The 23,821-nt window shown below is 69.3% G+C and carries 27 protein-coding genes; 14 read left to right on the top strand and 13 right to left on the bottom strand.

The annotated features are described in order from the left end of the window. The first annotated feature begins 13 nt into the window (after positions 1-13). From atpE to AC07SQ_RS14845, 6 genes are all read left to right on the top strand, one after another. Positions 14-253: a F0F1 ATP synthase subunit C gene (gene atpE / locus AC07SQ_RS14870; RefSeq protein WP_062476044.1), complete on the top strand. Its 240-nt coding sequence runs from the start codon at positions 14-16 to the stop codon at positions 251-253. Between the two features lie 157 nt (positions 254-410). Continuing rightward, on the top strand, positions 411-1,616 hold the full coding sequence (locus AC07SQ_RS14865) for an ABC transporter substrate-binding protein (RefSeq protein WP_495273065.1): 1,206 nt from the start codon (positions 411-413) through the stop codon (positions 1,614-1,616). A 16-nt stretch (positions 1,617-1,632) separates the two neighbouring features. Further along, on the top strand, positions 1,633-2,553 hold the full coding sequence (locus AC07SQ_RS14860) for a branched-chain amino acid ABC transporter permease (protein WP_062476050.1): 921 nt from the start codon (positions 1,633-1,635) through the stop codon (positions 2,551-2,553). Next, positions 2,550-3,539: a branched-chain amino acid ABC transporter permease gene (locus AC07SQ_RS14855; protein WP_095950698.1), complete on the top strand. Its 990-nt coding sequence runs from the start codon at positions 2,550-2,552 to the stop codon at positions 3,537-3,539. The genes AC07SQ_RS14860 and AC07SQ_RS14855 overlap by 4 nt, the downstream gene beginning before the upstream one ends. Beyond that, positions 3,536-4,291 (top strand): ABC transporter ATP-binding protein, encoded by a 756-nt coding sequence (locus tag AC07SQ_RS14850; RefSeq protein WP_159273561.1) that lies wholly within the window; start codon positions 3,536-3,538, stop codon positions 4,289-4,291. The genes AC07SQ_RS14855 and AC07SQ_RS14850 overlap by 4 nt, the downstream gene beginning before the upstream one ends. Continuing rightward, complete coding sequence (locus AC07SQ_RS14845) at positions 4,288-5,016, top strand: ABC transporter ATP-binding protein (RefSeq protein WP_070063431.1); 729 nt, start codon at positions 4,288-4,290, stop codon at positions 5,014-5,016. The genes AC07SQ_RS14850 and AC07SQ_RS14845 overlap by 4 nt, the downstream gene beginning before the upstream one ends. 22 nt (positions 5,017-5,038) lie before the next feature. Here the strand turns inward: AC07SQ_RS14845 and AC07SQ_RS14840 are convergent, their stop codons facing one another. The 12 genes from AC07SQ_RS14840 to gtdA form a co-directional block, all read right to left on the bottom strand. Continuing rightward, positions 5,039-5,647, bottom strand: coding sequence for a class I SAM-dependent methyltransferase (locus tag AC07SQ_RS14840; RefSeq protein ID WP_495273064.1), 609 nt, complete (start codon positions 5,645-5,647; stop codon positions 5,039-5,041). Positions 5,648-5,664: 17 nt separating this feature from the next. Further along, a complete protein-coding gene (locus AC07SQ_RS14835; protein WP_495273063.1) occupies positions 5,665-6,369 on the bottom strand; it encodes an SDR family oxidoreductase in 705 nt (234 codons plus the stop codon). 33 nt (positions 6,370-6,402) lie between these two features. Next, positions 6,403-7,041 carry an SMI1/KNR4 family protein gene (locus tag AC07SQ_RS14830; RefSeq protein ID WP_495273062.1) on the bottom strand — a complete coding sequence of 213 codons (639 nt, stop codon included), beginning with the start codon at positions 7,039-7,041 and terminating at the stop codon, positions 6,403-6,405. 3 nt (positions 7,042-7,044) lie between these two features. Next, positions 7,045-7,653 (bottom strand): glutathione S-transferase, encoded by a 609-nt coding sequence (locus AC07SQ_RS14825; RefSeq protein ID WP_307589813.1) that lies wholly within the window; start codon positions 7,651-7,653, stop codon positions 7,045-7,047. Between the two features lie 43 nt (positions 7,654-7,696). Next, the gene (locus AC07SQ_RS14820) at positions 7,697-8,611 is read right to left on the bottom strand and encodes an acyl-CoA thioesterase (RefSeq protein WP_062476073.1); all 915 of its coding nucleotides are present in this window, start codon (positions 8,609-8,611) and stop codon (positions 7,697-7,699) included. A 95-nt stretch (positions 8,612-8,706) separates the two neighbouring features. Continuing rightward, positions 8,707-9,402 (bottom strand): hypothetical protein, encoded by a 696-nt coding sequence (locus AC07SQ_RS14815; protein ID WP_390347192.1) that lies wholly within the window; start codon positions 9,400-9,402, stop codon positions 8,707-8,709. 215 nt (positions 9,403-9,617) lie between these two features. Beyond that, positions 9,618-10,979 (bottom strand): FAD-dependent oxidoreductase, encoded by a 1,362-nt coding sequence (locus AC07SQ_RS14810; protein ID WP_495273061.1) that lies wholly within the window; start codon positions 10,977-10,979, stop codon positions 9,618-9,620. Then, entirely contained in the window at positions 10,979-11,956 is a 978-nt protein-coding gene (locus AC07SQ_RS14805) for a Bug family tripartite tricarboxylate transporter substrate binding protein (RefSeq protein ID WP_495273060.1), read from the bottom strand. Before AC07SQ_RS14805 ends, AC07SQ_RS14810 begins: the two co-directional genes overlap by 1 nt. A gap of 85 nt (positions 11,957-12,041) precedes the next feature. Beyond that, positions 12,042-13,022 carry a Bug family tripartite tricarboxylate transporter substrate binding protein gene (locus tag AC07SQ_RS14800; protein ID WP_095743264.1) on the bottom strand — a complete coding sequence of 327 codons (981 nt, stop codon included), beginning with the start codon at positions 13,020-13,022 and terminating at the stop codon, positions 12,042-12,044. Between the two features lie 55 nt (positions 13,023-13,077). After that, a complete protein-coding gene (locus AC07SQ_RS14795; RefSeq protein WP_495273059.1) occupies positions 13,078-14,292 on the bottom strand; it encodes a 3-hydroxybenzoate 6-monooxygenase in 1,215 nt (404 codons plus the stop codon). Between the two features lie 16 nt (positions 14,293-14,308). After that, complete coding sequence (locus AC07SQ_RS14790; RefSeq protein WP_495273058.1) at positions 14,309-15,013, bottom strand: fumarylacetoacetate hydrolase family protein; 705 nt, start codon at positions 15,011-15,013, stop codon at positions 14,309-14,311. A gap of 72 nt (positions 15,014-15,085) precedes the next feature. Beyond that, the gene (gtdA, locus tag AC07SQ_RS14785; protein ID WP_495273057.1) at positions 15,086-16,168 is read right to left on the bottom strand and encodes a gentisate 1,2-dioxygenase; all 1,083 of its coding nucleotides are present in this window, start codon (positions 16,166-16,168) and stop codon (positions 15,086-15,088) included. 137 nt (positions 16,169-16,305) lie between these two features. Between gtdA and AC07SQ_RS14780 the strand changes: the two genes are divergently transcribed. The 6 genes from AC07SQ_RS14780 to AC07SQ_RS14755 all read left to right on the top strand — a co-directional run bounded on the left by AC07SQ_RS14780 (position 16,306) and on the right by AC07SQ_RS14755 (position 20,331). Then, entirely contained in the window at positions 16,306-17,202 is an 897-nt protein-coding gene (locus AC07SQ_RS14780) for a LysR family transcriptional regulator (protein WP_062476092.1), read from the top strand. Between the two features lie 85 nt (positions 17,203-17,287). Then, positions 17,288-17,737, top strand: coding sequence for an acyl-CoA thioesterase (locus AC07SQ_RS14775; protein ID WP_062476095.1), 450 nt, complete (start codon positions 17,288-17,290; stop codon positions 17,735-17,737). An 88-nt stretch (positions 17,738-17,825) separates the two neighbouring features. Further along, positions 17,826-18,302 (top strand): phasin family protein, encoded by a 477-nt coding sequence (locus AC07SQ_RS14770; protein ID WP_495273056.1) that lies wholly within the window; start codon positions 17,826-17,828, stop codon positions 18,300-18,302. 126 nt (positions 18,303-18,428) lie between these two features. Further along, on the top strand, positions 18,429-19,136 hold the full coding sequence (locus tag AC07SQ_RS14765; protein ID WP_495273055.1) for a TetR/AcrR family transcriptional regulator: 708 nt from the start codon (positions 18,429-18,431) through the stop codon (positions 19,134-19,136). Between the two features lie 7 nt (positions 19,137-19,143). Next, a complete protein-coding gene (locus tag AC07SQ_RS14760; protein WP_172438466.1) occupies positions 19,144-19,992 on the top strand; it encodes a tetratricopeptide repeat protein in 849 nt (282 codons plus the stop codon). 81 nt (positions 19,993-20,073) lie between these two features. Further along, positions 20,074-20,331 carry an acyl-CoA-binding protein gene (locus AC07SQ_RS14755; RefSeq protein WP_062476104.1) on the top strand — a complete coding sequence of 86 codons (258 nt, stop codon included), beginning with the start codon at positions 20,074-20,076 and terminating at the stop codon, positions 20,329-20,331. 4 nt (positions 20,332-20,335) lie between these two features. On the opposite strand, the gene AC07SQ_RS14750 is transcribed toward AC07SQ_RS14755, so the two are convergent. Beyond that, a complete protein-coding gene (locus AC07SQ_RS14750; RefSeq protein WP_495273054.1) occupies positions 20,336-21,574 on the bottom strand; it encodes a CaiB/BaiF CoA transferase family protein in 1,239 nt (412 codons plus the stop codon). Positions 21,575-21,881: 307 nt separating this feature from the next. On the opposite strand from AC07SQ_RS14750, the gene AC07SQ_RS14745 reads away from it, so the two are divergent. Then, the gene (locus AC07SQ_RS14745; protein ID WP_062476111.1) at positions 21,882-22,775 is read left to right on the top strand and encodes a helix-turn-helix domain-containing protein; all 894 of its coding nucleotides are present in this window, start codon (positions 21,882-21,884) and stop codon (positions 22,773-22,775) included. 121 nt (positions 22,776-22,896) lie between these two features. Then, complete coding sequence (locus AC07SQ_RS14740) at positions 22,897-23,817, top strand: ABC transporter substrate-binding protein (RefSeq protein WP_495273053.1); 921 nt, start codon at positions 22,897-22,899, stop codon at positions 23,815-23,817. Positions 23,818-23,821 lie beyond the last annotated feature (4 nt).

Below are 23,821 nucleotides of genomic sequence, written 5' to 3'. Positions count from 1 at the left end.
AGGAGAAAAAACCATGACCGGCTTCAACATCCTCCCGCTCGCCGTCGCCCTGCTGATCGGCATTGCCGCACTGGGTTCGTGCATCGGCATCGCGCTGGTGGGCCAGAAGTTCCTCGAAGGCACGACGCGCCAGCCCGAGCTGGTCGACACGCTGCAGACCAAGTTCTTCCTGGTCGCCGGCGTGACCGACGGGGCCTTCATCATCGCAACGGGCATCGGCCTCTGGTTCGCCACCGCAAGTCCGTTCGGTTGACGTTTGCGTAACCTTTCGCGAGGGTCCGGCGCGGCGAAGGCGACACGGTTCACTGGCACCATTCGTGCTAGTACCGTTGACACCGAATTGTTTACGGCTAAAGTATTTAACTATCAACAGTTCAGTTGTCTCAACCCTTCCCTAGCCGGAGAACCCGATGCGCCCCACGTTCCTGAAATCGCCCGCGCTGCCGCGCACCCTGATCTCGCTGCTGCTGTGCGGCGCCGCCCTCGGGGCCTCGGTGTCGGCCGTGGCCGCGCCGGTCAAGGTGGGTTTGGCCCTTGACATCTCGGGGCCTTTCGCGGCCCTGGGCGCCGAGGCGCGTGACGGCTTCGCGCTCGGCATCAAGCAGCTGAACGGCAAGCTCGGTGGGCAGGACGTGGAGTTCGTGCAGGCCGACATGGCCGGCAGCCCCGACCAGGCCAAGCAGCTGGTCGACCGCATGATCCAGCGCGACAAGATCGACATCTTCAGCGGCCCCATCGGCTCCAACGTGGCGCTGGCCGTGGGCCCGACGCTGTTCAACGCCAAGGTGCCCTACCTGTCGGCCAACGCCGGCCCGAGCCAGTTCGCCGGTGCGCAGTGCAGCCCCTACTTCTTCGGCACCGCCTACCAGAACGACCAGTTCCACGAGGCCGCCGGCAAGTTCGCGCAGGACCGCGCGTTCAAGAAGATCGTGCTCATCGCCCCCAACTACCCGGCCGGCAAGGATGCGCTGGGCGGTTTCAAGCGCCAGTTCAAGGGCCAGGTGGCCGACGAGCTGTACACCAAGCTGGGCCAGATCGACTACGCCGCCGAACTCGCGCAGCTGCGCGCGGCCAAGCCCGATTCCATCTACTTCTTCCTGCCCGGCGCGATGGGCATCAACTTCATCAAGCAGTTCGTGGGCGCGGGCCTGTCGAAGGACATCACGCTGGTCACCAGCGGCTTCTCGGCCGACGAGGACGTGATCGGCGCCGTGGGCGAGCCCATGCTCGGCCTGTTCAACACCTCGCACTGGGCGCACGACCTGGACAACGCCGCCAACAAGGCCTTCGTGGCTGCGTTCCGCAAGGAATACAACGGCCGCTACCCCTCGGTGTACGCCGCGCAGGCCTATGACGCGATCCTCGCGATGGACGCCGCCGTGAAGCAATCGGGCGGCAACGCGCAGAACCGCGACGCCGTGGTCGCCGCCCTCAAGAAGGCCAACTACGCCTCGACGCGCGGCACCTTCAAGTACGCGAACAACCACTTCCCCATCGAGAACTTCTACCTGCGCGTGATCGGCAAGGACGCGCAAGGCAAGGTGACGAACAAGCTGATCAACACGGTTCTCACGAACTACGGAGACAGCTACGCCGCCAAGTGCAACATAAAGTGATGCGGCTCGTCTTTCCATGAGCGGCATCCTCGTCCTCGAGCAATTGCTCAACGGCATCGGCTACGGCCTGATGCTCTTTCTTCTGGCGGCGGGCCTCACGCTGGTGTTCGGCATCATGGACGTGCTGAACCTGGCGCACGGCTCGCTGTTCATGGCCGGCGCCTACGTGGCGGCCGAGGCGCACACGCGCACCGGCTCGTTCGCCGCCGCCATCGTCGTCGCGGTGCTCGTCACCGTGGTGGTGGCGCTGCTCATCGAGGTGCTGCTGATGCGTCGCCTCTACAAGCGCGACCACCTGGCGCAGGTGCTCGCCACCTTCGGCGTGATCCTGGTGGCCGACGACATCGTCAAGATGATCTGGGGCCCCTCGCCCGTGATGGCACCCACGCCGGCCGCGCTCTCGGGCCCGGTCGAGCTGATGGACGGCCTGCCCTACCCCTCGTACCGCCTCGTGGTGCTCGCGGGCGGCCTGCTGATGGCGCTGGCGCTGTACGTGCTGGTGAACCACACGCGCATCGGCATGCGGGTGCGCGCGGGTGCGTCCGACCGGCCGATGGCCGAGCTGATGGGCGTGCGCGTGGGCCGCATCTTCAACGGCGTGTTCCTGCTCGGCGCGGCACTGGCCGCGCTGGCCGGCGCGCTCATGGGCCCGATCGTCGCGGTGCAGGTGGGCATGGGCGAAGCCATCCTGATTCCGGCGCTGGTGGTGCTGGTGATCGGCGGCATCGGCTCGGTGCGCGGCGCCTTCGTGGCCGCGCTGCTGGTCGGCGTGGTCGACACCATCGGCCGCGCCTTCGTGCCGATGCTGCTGCGCGCCACGCTGCCGCCCGCCACGGCGGCCGACCTGGGGCCGCTGTTCGCCGAGGTGGCGATGTACGCGCTCATGGTCGTCGTTCTGATCTTCCGGCCCTCGGGCCTTTTCTCCGCCCGCGCATGAAACCCTCGTCACGCACCTTCGGCCTCGGGCTGCTCCTCGTGGCGCTCGCGGCCTTTCCGCTGGTCGCGCCGCTGTTCGGGCTCGACTTCTACATCGGCTTCGTGCGGCGCGTGCTCGTCGTCGCACTGGCCGCCGCGAGCCTGAACTTCATCCTCGGCTTCGGCGGCATGGTGGCGCTCGGGCACGCGGGCTTCATCGGCATGGGCGCCTACACGGTGGTGGCGCTCAGCGATGCCGGCGTGATGTCGGCCTGGATCCTGTGGCCGCTGGCCGCGCTGGTGGCGGGCCTGGTGGCCGCGCTGATCGGCACGGTGGCGCTGCGCACGCGCGGCGTGTACTTCATCATGACCACGCTGGCCTTCGCGCAGATGCTGTACTTCGTCGTCGTGTCGCTGCGCAAGTACGGCGGCGACGACGGCTACACGCTCATGTCGCGCCCCACGCTGCTGCCGGGCCTCGACCTGGGCAACGAATCGACCTTCTACTGGGTGGTGCTCGTGGTGGTCGCGCTCGCGCTGTGGTGGCTGCACCGCGCCACGCAGGCGCGCTTCGGCCACGCGCTGATGGGCATCCGCGACAACGAGACGCGCATGCGCGCACTGGGCTACCCGGTGTTCCGGCTGCAGCTCGTGGCCTTCGCCATCGCCGGCGCGATCGCCGGGCTGGCCGGCGCGCTGCTGGCCGGCGGCAACGGCTTCGTGAGCCCGGCCACGATGCACTGGACGCAGTCGGCCACGCTGGTGGTGATGGTCGTCATCGGCGGCCTGGGTCGCAGCTGGGGCGGGCCGGTGGGCGCCGTGGTCTGGCTGGTGCTCGAGGAAGCGCTCAAGCAGCACACCGAGCACTGGCACATGCCGCTGGGCCTGCTGCTGATCGCCGTCGCCCTCTGGGCCCCGCGCGGCCTGGCCGCACTGTCGACGAAACGCCGCACGGTCGCAGCAGCAGCGGCTTCCGCTGCAACGGCCGCAGGGAGCGCCAAGCCATGAGCCTGTTCAGAATCGAAGGGTTGGTCAAGCGCTTCGGCGGCCTGCTGGCGACCGACCATGTGAGCCTCACGGTGGAGCGCGGCGAGGTGCATGCGCTCATCGGTCCCAACGGCGCGGGCAAGACCACGCTGGTGAACCTCATCACCGGCCTGCTGGAGGCCGACGCGGGCCGGCTGATGCTCGACGGGCAGGACATCACGGCCTACAAGGACCACCAGCGCGTGGCCGCCGGCATGTCGCGCTGCTTCCAGGTGACGCGCGTGTTCGCCAAGGAAACGGTGCACGACAACCTGATGCTCGCCGCGCAGGCCCATGCGGGCAGCAGCCTGCGCTTCCTGGCGCCGCGTGCGAACGAACGCGACCTGGTCGACCGTGCCCACGCACTGGCCGACCGCGTGGGCCTGGGCAGCGAGCGCCACCGCATCGCGGGCACGCTGCCGCATGGCGCGCAGCGCGCGCTCGACGTGGCATTGGCGCTGGCCGCCGAACCCAAGCTGCTGCTGCTCGACGAGCCGATGGCCGGCATGGGCCCCGACGAGTCGGCGCGCATGGTCGATCTCATCGAGTCGCTGCGCGCATCGATGGCCATCCTGCTCATCGAGCACGACATGGACGCCGTGTTCCGTCTTGCCAACCGGCTCACGGTGCTGGTGCAGGGCAAGGTGCTGATGAGCGGCACGGCCGACGAAGTGCGGGGCCACCCCGATGTGCAAGCCGTGTACCTCGGCACCGAAGCAGAAGGACACGCATGAGCACGACGACCACAAAATCCACCCTGCTCGAGGCCACCGCCATCGAAGCCGGCTACGGCGCCAGCCAGGTGCTGTTCGGCATCGACGTGCGCGTCGGCGCGGGCGAAGTGATGGCGCTGCTGGGCCGCAACGGCATGGGCAAGAGCACGCTGCTGAAGGTGCTGACCGGCACGATCGCGCCGATGCGCGGCGGCGTGCAGTTCTGCGGCGCGGCCATCGGCGGCCACCGGCCCGACGCCATCGCGCGGCGCGGCATGGCCATCGTGCCCGAGGGGCGCCACGTGTTCCCCAACCTCAGCGTGGACGAGCACCTGCGCGCCTTCGCACGGCCCCGCCCCGGCAGCGCGCCGCGCTGGACCGTGGAGGCGCTGTACAAGCTCTTTCCGCGCCTGTCGGAGCGCAAGGCCAACGCAGGCAACCAGCTCTCGGGCGGCGAGCAGCAGATGCTGGCCATTGCGCGCGCGCTGTCGACGCACCCGCGCCTGCTGATCCTGGACGAAGCCACCGAAGGCCTGGCGCCGGTGATCCGCGAGGAGATCTGGCACTGCATCGCCACGCTCAAGTCCGAAGGCGAGGCGATCCTGGTGGTCGACAAGTACGTGCAGCGCCTGCTGCCGCTGGCCGACCGCCACGTGATCCTCGAACGCGGGCGCGTGGTGTGGCAGGGCGACTCGGCCGCGCTCGATGCCGACCGGTCGCTGTGGACGCGCTACCTGGGCGTGTGAGCCGGCGTTCGTCCGTTCGCTGCTAGCGCGGACGGCACGCCAGGAAGTTGGCCCACGTCACGTCGTCGCGGCCGATCCACTGGCTGTCCCATTGCAGGTGAAGGCCCGCCGCGGCCAGCGCGTCGGCGAACGCGTCTTTCGGCCAGTACACGGTCTGGTAGTCGCCGAGGGTCTCGCCTTCGCCGATGCGCATGGCCGCGAGAAAAACCCCGCCGGGCGTGAGTGCGTCGAACACCTTGCGCAGCACCGGCGCGATCTGCGCGCGATCGACATGGATCAGCACGCACATCGCCAGGACCGCGTCGCAGGGCCCGCCCAGCGCATCCGTGACGACATTGAGCAGCTCGCCCTTCTTGCCGCGCTCGGCCTGCAGGTCGAGAAACGCCTGGACCGCATCGGTGCGCCTCACGACGCCGCCCAGGGATTCGACGAAGTCGGCGTCCTGCCCCGACCCGGAGCCGATCTCGAGCACGGTGCCGCCGGCGGGCACGCGCTGCATCATGCGGCGCACCGCCTCCTCGATCTCGGGCGGCCGGTGGCCCGCCACGATCGCGTTGTAGTCGCGCGCGGACGCTTCGTAGGACGCAAGGGTGCGGTCCATGTGCTCGCGCACCGGGGTGGGGGCGGTCATGGGCGCCTTTGCCGGGTTCAGACCGAGCGCGTGATGCCGCCGTCCACGCGCAGGTTCTGCCCGGTGATGTAGCCCGCGCCCTCGGAGGCCAGGAAGCCGATGGTGGCGGCGATCTCGGCGCTGCGGCCGTAGCGGCCCATCGGGATGCGTTCGCGAAACACTTCTTTCTCGGGCAGGCTGTCGATGAAGCCGGGCAGCACGTTGTTCATGCGCACGTTGTGCTTGGCGTACTGGTCGGCGAAGAGCTTGGTGAAGGCCGCGAGGCCGGCGCGGAACACGCCCGAGGTCGGGAACACCGGGTCGGGCTCGAAGGCGGCGAAGGTCGAGATGTTGATGATCGCGCCGCCGCCCTGCTTCACCATGTGCGGCGCCACGAGGCGCGCGGGGCGCACGGCGCTCAGGAAGTAGACGTCCATGCCGCGGTGCCAGTCGTCGTCGCTGATCTCCAGGATCGGTGCGCGCGGGCCGTGGCCGGCGCTGTTCACGAGCACGTCGATGCGGCCCCATTCGGCCATGACCTTGTCCACGAGGCGCTGGATGTCGTCGTTCGACTGGTTGGAGCCGGTCACGCCAAGGCCGCCGAGTTCCTGCGCCAGCGCCTCGCCCTTGCCCGACGAGGACAGGATGGCCACGCGAAAGCCGTCGTCCGCGAGCTTGCGGGCCGCGGCGGCGCCCATGCCGCTGCCGCCGGCGGTGACGATGGCTACTTTCTGATCTGACATGGTGGGTTCCTCCTTCGGATGAAACCCCGTAGCCTACCCCTCGATGTCCCAGCGCGCTTTCACGGGGAAAGGCGCGCTGTCCTGCAGGGTGAAGCGCTTCAGGTCTTCCTCGAACTCGGCCTGCGGCATCAGCGAGGGCACCTGCTCGGGCCTGGCGCGCGGGCCCGTCTTGAAGGGCCGCGACACCAGCGGCTGCCGGCTCAGCGCCCGCAGGTAGGCGGCGGTTTCCGTGTCGTCCATGAAAGCCGTGACGGTGGCCACGTCGGCCGCGATGCGCTCGGCCATCTCGGGCTCGGACAGGTCCCAGTCGCCGAGGTAGCTCAGGTCGACGAAGGCTTCCAGGAATTTCGCGCAGACGAAATCGGCGAACGAGCCGTGGCCGACGCTGCTTTCCTCGTCGTCGTGCCACACGAAGGCCACGCCCACGGCGCCGCCGTCCAGCGGCACAAGGCAGTAGGCGTCGCCCGCGCCCGATTGCGCAAAGGGCAGGAAGCGGCGGCCGTCCTGCCACTTGGCATCGAGCCACTCATCGAGGTCGTTGGCCGCCTGCTCGGCGTCCAGCCACTCGAAGTCGGGGAAGCCGACCAGATCGGGCGGCCCGCTGGCAAGGAGCTGTTGCAGCAGCGGGGGAATTTCGATGCCGGTGCGGCACGAGAGATCGTCGAACGTCATCGCTCAGGCCGTCGGCAACGTGGCCTGCATCGACGGCCGGTGGTTGAACACGGCGAACCACTTCGCGCTGTTCGGCGCCTGGGCGCGCCAGTCCACCGAGGGGAAGCGGAAGTCCATGTAGCCCAGCGCGCAGCCGAAGGCGATGGTGCCGATGTCGACGCGATCGCCGAACGACGGCGCCGCCGCCTCCAGCCATTCGAGGCCGGTACGCACCTTGTCGAGCTGGCCGTCGGTCCAGTCGCTCCAGCGCAGCGCCTCGGGGCGCAGCATGGTCTCGTAGCGCGCGAGCAGCGCGGCGCCGGTCATGCCGTCGGCCAGCGACAGCTCGGTCAGGCGCGCCCAGCGCGCGGGCCCGCTGGCCGGGAACAGGCCGCCGGCATGCATGGTGTCGAGGTACTCGCAGATCACGCGGCTGTCGAACAGCGCCTGGCCGTCGTCGGTGAGGAAGGTCGGCACCTGGCCCAGCGGGTTGGTCGGCAGGATGCGGGCGTCGCGCTTCACCGGGCCGGCCGCGCTGGGCAGCTTCTCGATGCGGTCGGCCACGCCCAGCTCGTGGGCCACGACCATGCACTTGCGCACGAAGGGAGACGCGGGAGAGAAGAAGATCTTCATGGCCGGAGTGAGCGAGTAGGTGTTGAAAAAAGAGGCAGGCCGTTCAGCCCGTGATCGGCGTGCGCGGCGATCCCGGCTTGCGGATGCGCAGCATGCCCTCTTGCGCCGCCGAAGCCACGAGGCGGCCGTCGCGCGTGTAGAGGCTGCCGCGGCACAGGCCGCGCGCGCCGCCCGCGCTGGGCGAATCGACCACGTAGAGCAGCCAGTCGTCGAAACGGAAATCGCGGTGGAACCACATCGCGTGGTCCAGGCTGGCGGGGCGCACCTGGCCGCTCATGAAGCTCAGGCCGTGCGGCAGCATCGCGGCGCGCAGCAGGCCGTGGTCGGAGGCGTAGGCCAGCAGCGCGCGGTGCACCGTCAGGTCGTCGGGCAGCGGCGCGATGGCGCGCATCCAGATGGCGCTCTGGTTCTCGGTGGGGCGCACCTCGGGCCGCAGCAGGTCTTCGGGGTCGACGCGCCGGTACTCGATGCCGTGCGGCTGGATCGCCTTGGAGCGCCAGGGTTCGGGCAGGCGGTCACCGAGCGCGATGCGCTGGTCGAGTTCGCTGGTCAGGCCCTCGGGGCCTTCGACGGCGGGCATGGGGAACTGGTGCTCGACGCCCTCGTCCACGGTCTGGAACGAGGCCGACATCTCGAAAATGATGCGGTCCTGCTGGCGCGCCACCACATGGCGCGTGGTGAAGCTGCGGCCGTCGCGCACGCGGTCGACGCTGTACTCGATGGGCGCGTGCTCGCCGGGCAGCAGAAAGTAGGCGTGCATCGAATGCACCGGGCGCTCGGCGCCCACCGTGAGGCTGGCGGCCATGAGCGACTGGCCGAGCACCTGGCCGCCGAAGACGGCGGGCGTGCCGATGTCCTCGCTCTGGGCCAGGAAGCGGTCGCCGCCCAGCGGTTCGAGCTGCATGAGGGCGACGAGGTCGGCAACGAGGCGGGCGGCAAGGACGGGTTCGGGGGTCATCGGGGGAAGGGATTCGGCGCAGAAAAGCAATCCACGACGATAGCAAAGGCCGGGCCCGCGCGCTGTCGCGGCCCGGTCAGCGGCGCCCGGCGGGCCTACTTGAAGAAGCAGATGTCCAGCATCAGGCGCAGGCTGCAGCCGTGGTCGGTGCCGCCGTCCACCATGCGCACCGGCACGCCGCCCAGCAGCATCGCGCCGTCGGCGCCGTACGCCAGCGGCGAACGCGCGGCCTGGCTGAAGGGGCCGCTGAGCGTTTCCTGCTCGACGTACTTCAGGTACTGGCGGCGCGAAAAATCGACCGTGTCGGCCGACTTCAGCGCCACCGCCGCGTAGCGCTTGCCGTAGACCGTGCCGAAGTAGCGCAGCACCGGCCCGGTGCGGTCGCCGTACTTCACCTCGGCCTTCGCGAAGCCGGTCTGGACGAGGAAGTTGCGGTCTTCGGGGGTCAGGTCGGCGTCGAAGGCCATCAGCACGTACTGGCCTTCGAAGCTCTGGTTGCGCGCCACCTTCAGTTCGCCGATGAGCGCGGGCGTGACCTTGGTGCGGCCGTCCCAGCGCAGCAGCGCGGCCACGGACGGGTCGCCGTCGAACACGTAGTGGTACTTGTCGCCGGCGATGGCGACCTTGCGGCCGTCCTTGGCCGCCACGAAGCTCAGCACGCGGTCCTTGCCGTGGACGGGGTCGCCCTCGGGGGTGCTGGCGCAGCCCACCTGCAGCAGGCCGAAGGCGGCGCAGGCCAGCGCCAGGAAGAAGCGACGCACGGGCGTCGACAGCGAAGAAGAAAGAGGCACGGTGTGTCCGGGGTTCGAGTTCATCCAGCCCCGGACTCTAGCGCCGCGCCGCGCTCAGAAGGTGTGAATGAATCCGGCGTGGCCGAGCAGCCTGCCCAGGCGCGCCCCCTCAAGGCGCAAAGCGCAGCCATAGCCGGGCTATGGCGAGCATTTGCAACGCAGAGGGGGCGTGTCTGGGCGGGATGAGCGGGCATGGCGGATTCGTTCACACCTTCTCAATGGTCCAGGTCGACGCCGTCGGCCACCAGCTTTTTCTGCAGCGCCGCCACGTCGATCGCCGCGAAGCGCCCGCCGCCCAGCGAGGCCGCCGCGGTGCCCGCCGCCTGCCCCATCACGAAGCAGCCGCCGCTGGCGCGCGCGGCCGACTGGCCTTCGTGCGTCATCGAGGCGCAGCGCCCGGCCACCAGCAGGTTGTCGAGCGTCTGCGGCACCAGCATGCGCCACGGCAGGTGGTTGTAGGCGTTGGCTTCGTCGCGCGGGAAGGCCCACTCGATGCGGCCGTCGGCGTGCATTTCCATCGGCCAGGCGTTCAGGCCGATGGTGTCGTCGAAGGTGGCCGAGCCGAGGATGTCCTCGCGGCCCAGCGCGTACAGGCCCTGGATGCGGCGCGTCTCGCGGATGCCGACCTGCGGCGCGATCTCCACGATGGCCGACGGCGCGAAGCCCGGCACCTCGGCCTGCAGGAACTTGAAGTACGCGGCGATCTGGCGTCGGCCTTCGAGCTCGCCGTCGCTGAGCTCGCGCGCATCGACGCCGTTCATCGCGCGGCCTTCGGCGTTGCGGATCTGCGTGACGTTGGCACGCCATTCGCGCGGGTCCTTGTTGGGCCGCAGGATCGCGCCTTCGCGCGGAAAGCTGTACTTGCCCGGATGCTGCTGCTCGGCGCGCGCCATGAAGCCGTTGATGGCCGAGAACTCGCCCACCGCTTCCAGCGCGGCCGGCGCGTCGACCTGGCCGATGCGGAACATGGTGGTCGGGAACAGCCCGCTGCCGTGGCCGTCGCCCACTTCGAAGGGCACGCCCGCGAAGGCCGCCACGTCGGCGTCGCCGCTGGCGTCGATGAAGGCGTTGGCGCGGATCGCCTGGCGGCCCGATTTCGTTTCGACCACCAGCGCGGCGATGCGCGCGCCATCGTGCAGCACCGCCGCGGCATACGCGTGGAACAGCATCTGCACACCGGCCGCTTCGAGCAGCTGGTCAGCGGCCAGCTTGTAGGCCGAGGTGTCGTACGAGCGCACGCAGATGCGCCCGCCCATGCCGTTCTGCGGCGCGTTCATGCCGTTGAAGCCGGCGATGCGGTCGATGAGGTCGTCGACCACGCCGCGCACCAGCTGCGTCATCTCGCCGCGGCGCTTGCCGTACAGGCCCGCGAAGTTGGTCACGCCGCCCGCGGTGCCCATGCCGCCGAGAAAGCCGTAGCGCTCCACCAGCAGCGTGCGCGCGCCGTGGCGCGCGGCGCTCACGGCGGCGGCAATGCCGGCAGGGCCGCCGCCGACCACGACCACGTCGAAGTCGCCGAACACCGGCAGCGCGCGCGCCGGTTCGGTCAGGGTGTTGTGCTGCGTCGTCGCCGTCATCACTGCAGTTTGATCCCGCGCGTGGAAATGATCTTGCTCATGATCGCCGCCTCTTCCTTCACGCGCGTGCGCATGCCGTCCGGCGAGGTGCCCACGGCCTGCCAGCCTTGCTCGAAGAGCTTGCGGCGCACGTCGGGGTCTTTCATGACGATCTCGATCTCGCGGCTGATGCGCGCCTGCGCGGGCTTCGACAGGCTGGCCGGGCCGAGCAGCGCCACCCACACCTCGAGGCTGAAGTCCTTCACGCCGGCGTCGGCCAGCGGGGCGATCTCGGGCACCAGCGCGCTGCGCCCGCCCGTGAGGCCCACGGCCTTGAGCTTGCCGGCGCGGATCTGCGGCATGGCCACGCCCGGCGGGATCAGGCCCATCTGCACCTGGTCGCCCAGCATGCCGGTGACGACCTGCGGGTTGCCCTGGTAGGGCACGTGCTCGGGCTTGAAGCCGTTCACGCGGCTCTTGAGCAGCTCCATGCCCAGGTGGCCGACCGAGCCCACGCCCACCGAGCCGTAGTTCCACTTGTCGCCGGCCTGGCGCGCGGCGTCGAAGAAGGCGGTGCCCGAGGGCAGGCTGTTCTGCGCCACGAGCACCAGCGGCGCGGTGGCGATCAGCGACAGGTAGGTGAAGTCCTTCGCCGGGTCGTACGGCAGCTTGGGGTACAGCATCTTCGACGACGTGAGGTTGCCGTTGATGACGATGCCCAGCGTGTGGTCGTCGGTGGCCTTGGCCACCTGGTCGGCCGCGATGTTGCCCGAGGCGCCGGCCTTGTTGTCCACCACGACCGGCTGGCCCAGCGCGCGGGACAGCGGCTCGGCGATGGTGCGCGCCGCGATGTCGGGCGTGGAGCCGCCCGGGAAACCCACCAGCAGGCGGATCGGCTTGGTCGGCCACGCGGGGGTGTCGGCGCTGGCGGACAGCGGCAGCGCCGCGGTGGCGGCCAGGCCGCAGGCGATCAGGAGGACTCTCTTGGTGGCTTGCATGGAAAAAGACAGTTAAAAGGTAAACAAAAATGCAAAGAGAGCCAGCTTAACTGGCGCGCCGAGCCCAGGGCAAGGCGCCCCCTCGTCAGTCGAGGCTGATGTTGCCCCGGCGCACCAGCTCCCCGTACACCTTCGACTTGGCCTCGGCGTTGCGCTCGATCTCCTCGGGCGACCAGGCCAGCGGCTCGAAGGCGAAGGTGTCGAAGCGGGCGCGGATGTCCGGGTCGGCGATGACCTTGGCCACGTCGGCGTTGATCTTGGCCTTGACGGCCGCCGACACGCCCTTGGGCGCCAGCAGCGACACGAAGGAGTTGACCTCCAGCGAGGCCGGGCCGCCGGCCTCGGCCATGGTGGGCACGTCGGGCATCTGCGGGATGCGCTTGGGCGCGGCCACGGCGATATAGCGCAGCTTGCCGGCCTTGTAGATGCCCTGGCTCGACGGGATGCTCGCGAAGGCCCACGGCACCTCGCCGGTGCCCACGTTGGAATACAGCTGCGACACCTCGCGGTACGGCGCGTGCCGCATGCGGATGCCCGTGAGCGCCTCGAGCTGCTGCGCGCCCAGGTGGCCCGGGCTGCCGACGCCCCACGAGCCGTAGACGATGCCTTCGGGGTTGGCCTTGGCGGCGGCAATCAGGTCGCCCATGGTCTTCCACTTCGACTCGGTGCCCACGGCCACGAAGAAGGGCGTGCGAAACAGCGAGGCGACCGGATCGAAGTGCTGCAAGGTCACGAAGTTGCGCGACTTGTACAGGTGCGGCAGCGCGGCGATGTGCTCGCTGTCCAGCTGCAGCAGCGTGTAGCCGTCGGGCGCGGCGCGGCGCGCCTGGTCGATGGCGATGAAGCCGCCGCCACCGGGCCGGTTGTCGACCACCACGCGCTGGTTCCACAGGCGCGAGAGCTTGTCGGACACGAGCCGCAGCACCGCGTCGGGGCCGCTGCCGGCCGCGAACGGGGTGATCAGCGTCACCGGCTTGCTCGGGTAGTCGCTGCCCTGCGCCCAGGCGCCGGAGGCGGCGGTCAGGGCCAGGACGGCGGTCGTCAGCAATGCGCGCGGAAAGTTCATGGGTTGTCTCCTGGGCCTTCGGCCTCGTTGGTAGGGATATTGCAGAAAAACCGTGTCAGCGCGGCGCGGGCGCATCGCCCAGGCAGTGCTCGGGTCGCCAGGCGTACAGCCATTCGACCGCATCGTAGAAGCGTTCGGGCGTGCGCCCGGTCCACAAGCTGTTGCGCACCAGGCGCTCCACGCCCTGGGCGTGGTACAGGCGCCCCATCTCGCGCACCGACAGCACGACGCGCGCGCAGCGTGCGATGCGGGCCTGTTCGTAGCGCTGGAAGGCGGCGGTCATGTCGAAGTCGCAGGCCTTCACGGCCTCGCCGAGCGTCACGGCGTCTTCGAGCGCCATGCAGGCGCCCTGCGCGAGGTACTGCATCATGGGATGCGCCGCGTCGCCCAGCAGCGTAGCCGGGCCGTCGCTCCAGCGCTCGACGGGGTCGCGGTCGGCGGTGCTCCAGCGGCGCCACGAGGTCGGGCGATCGAGCAGCTGGCGCGGGCGCGCATGCACGCCTTCGAAGTACGACAGCACCTCGTCCTTGCTGCCGTCGGTGACGCCCCACTCTTCTTCTTCACGGCTGTGGAAGGTGACGACCAGGTTGTACTGCTCGCCGTGGCGCAGCGGGTAATGCACGAGGTGGCAGTTCGGGCCGGCCCAGACCACGGGCGCGTTCCATTGCAGGTCGGCGGGCATGTCGGCCGCGGGCACGACGGCGCGGTAGACCACGTGGCCCGACACGCGCGGCGCGTCGCCGATGAGCTTGGCACGCACCACCGACTTCACGCCGTCGCAGCCGACGATGGCGTCGGCCTGGAAACGGCGGCCGTCGCGCGTGACGGCCGTGACGCCGTGCGCGCCGATGTCGATCGCCTCGACCTGCGCCGAGGTGTGGAAGCGGATCAGCGGATGCTGCTTCACGGCCTCATGGATCGCGCCGTGCAGGTCGGCGCGGTGGCTCACGGCGTACGGATTGCCGAAGCGCGCGCGGAAGGCCTCGCCGACGGGCACCGAGGCGACTTCACTGCAGTCGACCGCGTCCATCATCACGAGCCGGTCGGTGAACACCGAGCTGCGGCGCACGGCCTCACCCACGCCCAGCGCGTCGAGCGCCGCGAAGGCGTTGGGGCCGAGCTGCAGGCCGGCGCCGATCTCGCCGATGACGGCGCTCTGTTCGAGCAGGTCGATGGCCACGCCCAGGCGTGCGAGCGCGAGCGCGGCCGCCATGCCGCCGATGCCGCCGCCGACGAGCAGCACGGAGGGAGGATGCTTCGAGAGGGTCATGCGCGGGCCGGGAAACTCAGTCGATGCGCACGGTGAGGGACGGCAGGCGCTCGATGCTGACCTTGATCGTCTGGCCCGGCTTCACCGCGCCCACGCCTTCGGGCGTGCCCGTGAAGATCAGGTCGCCGGGCTGCAGCGCGAACAGCGTCGAGAGGTTGGCGATGACCTCGTTCACCGACCAGATCAGGTGCGTGATGTCGCTGTTCTGGCGCACCTGGCCGTCGACCTCGAGCGTGATGGCGCCGGCGTTGATCTCGCCCACGTCGGCCAGCATGCGCAGCGGCGCGATGGGGGCCGAGAAGTCGAAGGCCTTGCCGATCTCCCAGGGGCGGCCGGCTTCGCGCATCTTCATCTGCAGGTCGCGGCGCGTCATGTCCAGGCCCACGGCGTAGCTGTGGATGTGGCTGGCGGCCTGGTCGACAGGAATGTCCTTGCCGCCCTTGCCGATGGCGACCACCAGCTCGGCTTCGTAGTGGTAGTTGCTCGTGAGCGAGGGGTACGGCACGGCGCCGATGGTGCCTTCGGCCACGGGCACGACCGAGGCGTCGTCGTTCGGCTTGCAGAAGAAGAACGGCGGTTCGCGGTCGGGGTCGAAGCCCATCTCGCGCGCATGCGCCGCGTAGTTGCGGCCCACGCAGTAGACGCGGCGCACGGGGAACTGCTGGTCGGAGCCGACGATGGGCAGGCCGACGATGGAAGGGGGCGTGAAGACGAAGGACATGGAAGCTCCTGCCGCACGGGACGGCACATCAGACAAACAACAAGAAAAAGAAGGAAGAGGGTCGCCGCGCTTTCAGGCGTCTTCGAGAAAGGCTTCGCGCAGGATGCCCATGGCCTGCTGCACGGGGCGGTCGGAAAAACTGAAGAGCACGGTGTCTTCGTTCGGCGACGACAGACGCAGCGGCGCCCACGAGGGCACGACGAAGGTGTCGCGCGGGCCGAAGTCGAAACGCTGGCCGGCGATCTCGGCCGTGCCGTGGCCTTCGACCACGCTGTAGACGGTGCCGTCGGTGGCGCGGTGCGCCTGGCCCGCGAAGCCCTTGGGCAGCAGCTGCAGCTGGGTCGAGATGGTCGGCATCGGCGAGCCGCCCGTCAGCGGGTTGATGTAGCGCAGCTTGTGGCCGAGCCAGGCGTCGGGCGCTTCCTGCTTCTGCAATTGCGCCAGCGCCTCGCGGCTGCGCAGGTAGGGGTAGTTGAAGATCGGCGAGGTGGCCGAGGTGTGGTCGTGCCGCACCGGCACCATGTTGTGGCCGAAGCGCGTCAGGCTGTGGCCTTCGGGCCGCGCCACGTGCTGCACCTTGGCGTCGTCGTTCTCGGCGAAGCCGGCGTCGAAGAAGCGCAGCATGGGAATGTCGAGCCCGTCGAGCCAGACCACCGGCTCGGTCACGCCTTCGATGCCTTCGTTGCCGTGGTCGTGCCAGGCCCACGAGGGCGTGATGATGAAGTCGCCGGGGTGCATCGTCGTACGCTCGCCGCCCACGGTGGTGTAGGCACCCTTGCCGTCGACGATGAAGCGCAGCGCCGACTGCACATGGCGGTGCGACGGTGCCACCTCGCCCGGCATGATGAGCTGCAGGCCGGCGTAGATCGACTGCGTGATCGACGCGTTGCCGGGCAGCGCCGGGTTCTCGAGCACCAGCACGCGGCGCACGGCCTCTTCGGCGGTGATGAGGTCGGCCGACTCCATGAGCAGCGGGCGGATCTCGTCGTAGCGCCACAGCGCGGGCACGCACGGGCTCGCGGGTTCGCGCGGCACCAGCACGTGCAGCGACTCCCACAGCGGCGAGAGGTTCAGCGGGCGGATGCGGGCGTAGTAGTCGCGGCGCTCGGCGGCGTTGGCCGGTGCGCTGGCGGCATGGGAAGAAGCGGGGTTCATGGGGTCGGTGTCTCCGTTGGCGGCATTGTTGACCCGCACCACTATTTCCTCAAGACCGCGTGCCAATACACGGAATTCGAAATTTCGATAATGGTGCCTTTCGCTTTCGCCTTCAGGGCTCCAGCCCGCCTCATCCCATGTCCAAGCTCGATCTCGAATGGCTCGCCGTGTTCGACGAGGTCTACAAGACCGGCAACGTCACCAAGGCCGCCGAGCGCCTGGGCATGGCGCAGGCGGCCGCCAGCACGGCGCTGAACAAACTGCGCGCGCACTTCGACGACCGCCTGTTCACCCGCACCGCACAGGGCATGCAGCCCACGCCGCACGCCGAGCGCATCTACCCGAACCTGCGCGAGGCGCTGGCGCAGCTGGCGCAGGCCCAGGGCAACCGCAGCAGCTTCGAGCCGGCGCGCGCGCAGCGGCGCTTTCGCATCTGCATGACCGACATCAGCGAGGTGGTGCTGCTGCCCGGCCTGCTCGACCACCTGCGCCATGCGGCGCCGGGCGTGCACATCGAGACCGAGATCATCTCCACCCACAGCGGCCGCCGCCTGCAGGACGGCGACGTCGACCTGGCCGTGGGCTTCATGCCGCAGCTGGACGCGGGCTTCTACCAGCAGGTGCTGTTCATGCAGAACTTCGTCTGCCTGGCGGCGCAGAATCATCCGCGCATCGGCGCCAAGCTCACGCGCAAGCGCTTCGAGGAAGAAGCGCACGCGGTGGTGTCCAGCTCGGGCACGGGGCACGCCATCGTCGACACCACCATCGCGCGCCTGGGCCTCAAGCGCAACGTGGTGGTGCGGCTGTCGAGCTTCCTGAGCGTGGCGCGCATCGTGGCCCACACCGAGCTGATCGTGGTGGTGCCGCGCATCCTGGGCAACGTGCTGGCCACGCAGGAGCCGGTGAAGGTGCTGGCGCCGCCCTTCACGCTGCCGGCCTACGCCGTCAAGCAGCACTGGCACGAGCGCTTTCATGCCGACCCGGGCAACGCCTGGCTGCGCCGCACGCTGGCCCAGCTGTTCAGCGGCAGCTGAACAGCGGCGGGCGAGCGCCAAAGGACGCCCGGGCGCTCGCATAATCGCGGCTCCCCACCCACAGCCCACAGAAAAAAGGCGCCCCATGTCTTCCATCACCCTCCGATTCCTGGCCGAACCCAGCACCGTCAACTTCGGCGGCAAGGTCCACGGCGGCACGGTCATGAAGTGGATCGACGAGGCCGGCTACGCCTGCGCCACCAGCTGGGCCAAGCGCTACTGCGTCACCGCCTTCATCGGCAGCATCCGCTTTCACCGGCCGATCATGATCGGCGACCTGGTCGAGGTCGAGGCCCGCCTGGCCTACACCGGCAAGACCAGCATGAACATCTCGGTCGAGGTGCGCAGCGGCGACATGAAGGGCGGCGTGATGGAAAAGACCACCGAATGCCTGATCGTGTTCGTCTCGGTCGACTCGCACGGCCGGCCGCTGCCGGTGGAAGCCTTCGTGCCCGGCACCCCCGGCGAAATGGCGCTGGCCGAGCGCGCCAAGGCGCACCTGGACGCCAGCCGCGCCGCCGGCGGCACGCCCTGATCACGGGCGCGGGGATAGGCGGCGCGCCCTAACCACAGCGCGCCCGGGCGGCTAGAGTCGTGTGATTGCATCCCAAGGAACACACCGCATGGCCACCTCCCGAGACGACGACAGCAACGACAAGACCGACCGCATCAAGGACTCGGCCCAGCAGATCTGGCTGGCCGGCCTCGGCGCCTTCGCCAAGATGCAGCAGGAAGGCAGCAAGGCCTTCGAGGCGCTGGTCAAGGACGGCGCCGGCATGCAGAAGAAGACCCAGCAGGCCGCCGAGGAAACCCTGGCCCAGGCCCAGCAGCGCATGGCCGGCTTCGCCAGCGAGTTCGGCACCAAGGCCGCCGGCCAGTGGGGCAAGCTCGAGAACATCTTCGAAGACCGCGTGGCGCGCGCGCTCGAAAAGCTCGGCGTGCCCTCGGCCGCCGACGTGGCCGCACTGCAGGCGCGCGTCGAGGCGCTCGAAGCCCAGCTCAAGCAGCGCGACGCAAAGACCTTGCCCGTGCGCGCCTCGCGCAAGGCCGCACCGGCCCCCGCCGCCAAGAAGACCCTGCGCCGCACCAAGGCCGGCTGACATCGTTCTGTAATTGCGGCACTGCACAAAAATTCAGCGCCGCAAAACATGTCCCGCACCGTTCATGGTGCAGCGCACATGCGCTAGAGTGCCCCCAAGACCAAGAGAAACCACGGGGGCACCGACATGGCAAAGAAGGCGCCACGCCGCACTGCGCAACGCATCCTCGAAGCCGCATTGGATTTGTTCAACCGCTTCGGGGAACCGAACGTGTCGACCACGCTGGTGGCCGGCGAGCTGAACATCAGCCCCGGCAATCTCTACTACCACTACCCCGCCAAGGAAGAGCTGATCAACAAGCTCTACGAAGGCTACGAAGCCGAGCTCAACGAGCTGCTGCACGCCAGCGAAGGCGTGCACGACGTGGAGGACGCCTGGTTCTTCATGCACAGCCTGTTCGAGCTGATCTGGCGCTACCGCTTCCTGTACCGCGACCTCAACGACCTGCTGAGCAAGAACCGGCACCTGGAGACCCAGTTCCAGCTCGTGCTCAAGAACAAGGCACGCGCCATCCGCCAGCTGATCGCCGGCCTGAGCCGCGCCGGCCACCTGGAGATCGACGCGCACGAGGTCGACACGCTGGCCCAGAGCATGGTCGTGGTGCTGACCTACTGGCTCAGCTACGAGTACGTGCGCAACCCGCGCCAGGCGCTGGAGCCCGCGCACGCGCAGGGCGCGCTGATGCGTGGCGGCCACCACACGCTGCACCTGCTCGCGCCCTACCTCGCACGCGACCAGCGCCGCCACCTGCTGGCGCTGAGCAATGCCTACAACGGCGAAAGCGCCGCCAGCAACCCCAGCCCCGTGCCACCGACTGTCGATATGGCGGCCTAGAACATCCATGCCCCACTCCGATTTCAAACCGCTCTCGCTGCTGTCCGCCGGCCCTGCCGCGGCCACGGCCACCGCCGGCACCGAACCCTGGACGCCCCTTCCCTACCCCGACGTGCCCCGCTACGACGCGCGCAGCCTGCTCGCCCACTGGCAGCGCCTGCACGCCGGCCACGCACTGCCGCCGCCCGCGCCCGACGCGCCGCTGGCCGAAGGCTGGGCGCTGTACCACAGCGGCGAGTTCGAACGCGCCGCCGCCCTCGGCTTGCGCCACGGCCCCGACGGCCTGGCGCTCGCCAACCAGGCGACCGCCATCTACGCCAACTACCTGGAGCCGCGCGAGGCCGTGCGGCTCGCCATGTTCCGCCAGGTGATCGAACGCGCCGGCGCACAGGTCGCGGCCGAACCCGACAACTGCCAGGCGCTGTACTGGCAGGCCTACGCGCTGGGCCGCTACAGCCAGGGCATCAGCGTGGCGCGCGCCCTGGCGCAGGGCCTGGGCACCAAGCTCAAGGGCGCGCTGGAGCACGTGATCGAACTGCAGCCGGAGCACGGCGACGCGCACCTCGCGCTGGCCGCCTTCCACGCCGAAGTGATCGACAAGGTCGGCGCGCTGGTTGGGCGCATGACGTACGGCGTGCGCGCCGAAACCTCGATCGAGCTGTTCGAGCGCGGGCTGGCGCTGCATCCGCAGTCGGCGGCCGGGATGATGGAGTACGCGCGTGCGCTGCTGATGCTGCACGGCGAGTCGCGCCTTGGCGAGGCGAACGGGCTGTACGAGAAGGCGGCAGCGCTGACGCCGGCGGATGCGCGGGAGCGGTTGGATGTGGAGCTGGCGCGGGCGGGGCTGACGGACTGAAAGGCCCGAATGCTCGCAATTGGTACCACTTGGTACCAATCCATTTAAGATGCGCGGTTTCCGACCTTCTTCCCGACCGCCATGTCCGACCTCAACGCCCAATTCGAAGCCGCCCAGGCCAACTCCAAGCTGCTGGCCGAGCGCCCCGACAACCCGACGCTGCTGAAGATCTACGCCCTGTTCAAGCAGGCGACCGAAGGCGACAACACCGCCAAGAAGCCCAGCTTCAGCGACATCGTCGCGCGCGCCAAGTGGGACGCGTGGACCGCCCAGAAGGGCGCCACCGCCGACGAGGCGAAGCAAAAATACATCGACCTGATCGAGTCCCTCCGAGGCTGACCGATCAGCCGACGATCCCGCGTTCCTGCAGCGCGGCGATCTGCTCGGCGCTCAACCCGATCTCCTCCAGCACCGCCTGCGTGTCCGCCCCCAGCGCCGGCGCATTGCGCCGGTGGCCGGCCGGCGTGAGCGACAGCTTGGGCACGAAGCCGGGCACCGCGAGCGCGCTGCCGTCGGGCATCTTCACCTCTTGCAGCATGCCGCGCGCGGCGTAGTGCGGGTCGGCTGCGATGTCGGCGATGGTGTAGATGCGCCCGGCCGGCACGTGCGCCGCATCGAGCGCGGCCAGCACCTCGGTCACCGTGCGCTGCGCGGCCCAGTCGCCGATGGCGGCGTCGAGCATCCCGACCTGCGCCACGCGCCCGGTGTTGCCGGCCAGCGCCGGGTCGGCCGCGAGGTCCGGCCGGCCGATGCAGGCCATGAGCCGCTTGAAGATGCTGTCGCCGTTGCCGGCGACGATGGCGTAGCCGCCGTCCGCGCAGCGGTAGGCGTTGGTGGGCGCAATGCCCGGCAGCGCGCTGCCGGCGGCCTCGCGCACCGCGCCGAATTCGGCGTACTCGGGCAGCAGGCTTTCCATGCAGTTGAAGACCGCCTCGTACAGCGCGACGTCGACCACCTGGCCCCGCCCCTTCGGAAATTCGGCGCTCACGGTGGCGTGGCGATGCTGCATGGCCATCAGCACGCCGATCACGCCATGCAGTGAGGCCAGCGTGTCGCCGATCGACACGCCCACGCGCACCGGCACGCGACCCGGTTCGCCCGTGAGGTGGCGCAGCCCGCCCATGGCCTCGGCCACCACGCCGAAGCCGGGGCGGTCGCGGTAGGGGCCGGTCTGGCCGTAGCCGCTGATGCGCAGCATCACGAGCGCGGGGTTGGCGGCCAGCAGTTCGTCGGGCCCGAGGCCCCAGCCTTCCATCGCGCCGGGTCGGAAGTTCTCGACCAGCACGTCGGCCTCGGCCGCGAGCTGGCGCACGATGGCCTGCGCCTCGGGCTGGCGCAGGTCCAGCGCCAGCGAGCGCTTGTTGCGCGACTGCACCTGCCACCAGACGGAGGTGCCGTCCTTCAGCAGCCGCCAGGTGCGCAGCGGGTCGCCTACGCCGGGCGGCTCGATCTTGACCACGTCGGCGCCGAAGTCGGCCAGCGTGCGCGCCGCGAAGGGGCCGGCGATCAGTTGCCCGAGTTCGACGACCTTGAGGCCGGCCAGCGGACCCGCGGCCGGAGGGGAAAGAGAGCTTTGCGTCATGGCTTTCGAGTGTGCCGTGCCGCCCCGGATACCGCGTCGGGCCGGGAAAACACCTATGAAATCTTGACACGGCGCGAAGCGGCTCTTTTGCACCGCAGCAATTGCGCTCCGGCATGCGCCACGCCCCGAGGAGAAAGGGGTTTGCTGCAGCGCAGCGCGTCGTCGCGCCCTTCACTACCAGGCAGGACCGCGACTCAAAAAAGTATCAGTTGCGCACCCCAACGCTGGTTGTTGGCATCCGGAGCGATTCGTACAGTCCGCCTCACCCCCAACCCGGGGCCACACCACAGAGGAAAGACCGCCGGCCATGCAACCCGATCTGGAAATCGTCGAAGTCCAAGGTGACGAATCGTTCACCGCCTGGGCGCACGGCTATCCGTATCGCACGGTGCGCTGGCACTTCCACCCCGAGTACGAGATCCAGCTGATCGTCGAGACCCAGGGCGTGTACTTCGTGGGCGACCACGTCGGCCACTTCGAGCCGGGCAACCTCGTGTTCATGGGCCCCGACCTGCCGCACAACTGGATCAGCGACGTGCCCGCCGGCCAGAGCGTCGAGCGCCGCGGCATCGTGATCCAGTTCCCGGCCGCGCTGGTGCGCAACATGGCGGCCACCTTCCCCGAGTTCCGCCGCATCGAGCCGCTGCTGGCCGAGTCGGCCTCCGGCCTGCTCTTCTCGGCCGCCACCGCCGCCGCGGCCAAGCCGATCATGGAAGCGCTGCTCGAGGCGCGCGGGCTGCGCCGCGTGGTGCTGCTGCTGTCGCTGTTCGAACTGCTGGTGGCCAGCGACGACCGCCAGCGGCTGGCCAGCCCCGCGTTCACGCCCGACCCGAAGGCCTTCATGTCGCACGCGATCAACAACGTGCTGGCCCACATCGCCGCCAACCTGGGCGACGAGCTGCGCGAGCCGATGCTGGCCGAGCTGGTGGGCCAGAGCCCGAGCGCGTTCTCGCGGTCGTTTCGCAAGCACACGGGGCAGTCGTTCGTGCGCTACGTGAACCGGCTGCGCATCGGCCGCGCCTGTGAACTGCTCGCCAACAGCGACAAGCCCGTGCTCGACGTCTGCATGGACGTGGGCTTCAACAACGTGTCGAACTTCAACCGGCAGTTCCTGCTGCACAAGCGCATGCCGCCGACCAAGTTCCGCCACTTCCATCGCATGCAGCTCGCTGCATCGCGCGCCGCCAACAGCCCGCCGTAGCGCGCCGCCCCCCGTGTTCCCCGCGTCGTTCCTGGCGCGGCGCCTTGCGCGCCGCGCGGGGCGACCCTTTGCCCGCGTTTTTTGCAGACCGTCACACAACCAACCTCAAGGAGACAACCCAATGAAGAGCTTTCTCAAAGCCACCGCCCTCGTCGCCGCCCTGGCCTGCGGCACCACCGCCGCACTGGCCCAGGCGCCCAAGCAGCCGCTGCGCATCGGCATGACCTTCCAGGAACTCAACAACCCCTACTTCGTGACGATGAAGCAGGCCCTGGAAGAAGCCGCCGCCAGCATCGGCGCCACCGTGGCCACCACCGATGCGCGCCATGACGTGGCCAAGCAGATCGGCGACGTGGAAGACATGATCCAGAAGAAGATCGACATCCTGCTGCTGAACCCGACCGACTCGGCCGGCGTGCAGTCGGCGGTGCGCTCGGCCAAGAAGGCCGGCGTGATCGTGGTGGCGGTCGACGCCAACGCGCAGGGTCCGGTCGATTCCTTCGTGGGCTCCAAGAACCTCGACGCCGGCCGCCTGGCCTGCGAGTACCTGGCGAAGAACATCGGCGAGAAGGGCGACGTGGCCATCCTCGACGGCATCCCGGTCGTGCCGATCCTGGAGCGCGTGAAGGGCTGCCGCGAAGCGCTGGCCAAGTACCCCGGCATCAAGGTCGTGAGCACGCAGAACGGCAAGCAGGAGCGCGCCACCGCGCTCACCGTGACCGAGAACATCCTGCAGGCGAACAAGAACCTCAAGGGCGTGTTCAGCGTGAACGACGGCGGCTCGATGGGCGCCCTCGCCGCCATCGAAGCCAGCGGCAAGGACGTGAAGCTCACCAGCGTGGACGGCGCGCCCGAAGCCATCAAGGCGATGCAGAAGGCGGGCTCGAAGTTCATCGCCACCACCGCGCAGTACCCGCGCGACCAGATCCGCCTGGCCATCGGCATCGCGCTGGCGAAGAAGTGGGGCGCCAACGTGCCCGCGGCCGTGCCGGTCGACGTGAAGCTCATCGACGCCGAAGGCGCCAAGACCTTCAGCTGGTAAGTTG

Source organism: Variovorax sp. GW821-FHT06D12 (assembly GCF_059419205.1).
The sequence above is the reverse complement of the archived record's forward strand: the minus strand, read 5'-3'. Positions and strand labels throughout refer to the sequence as shown.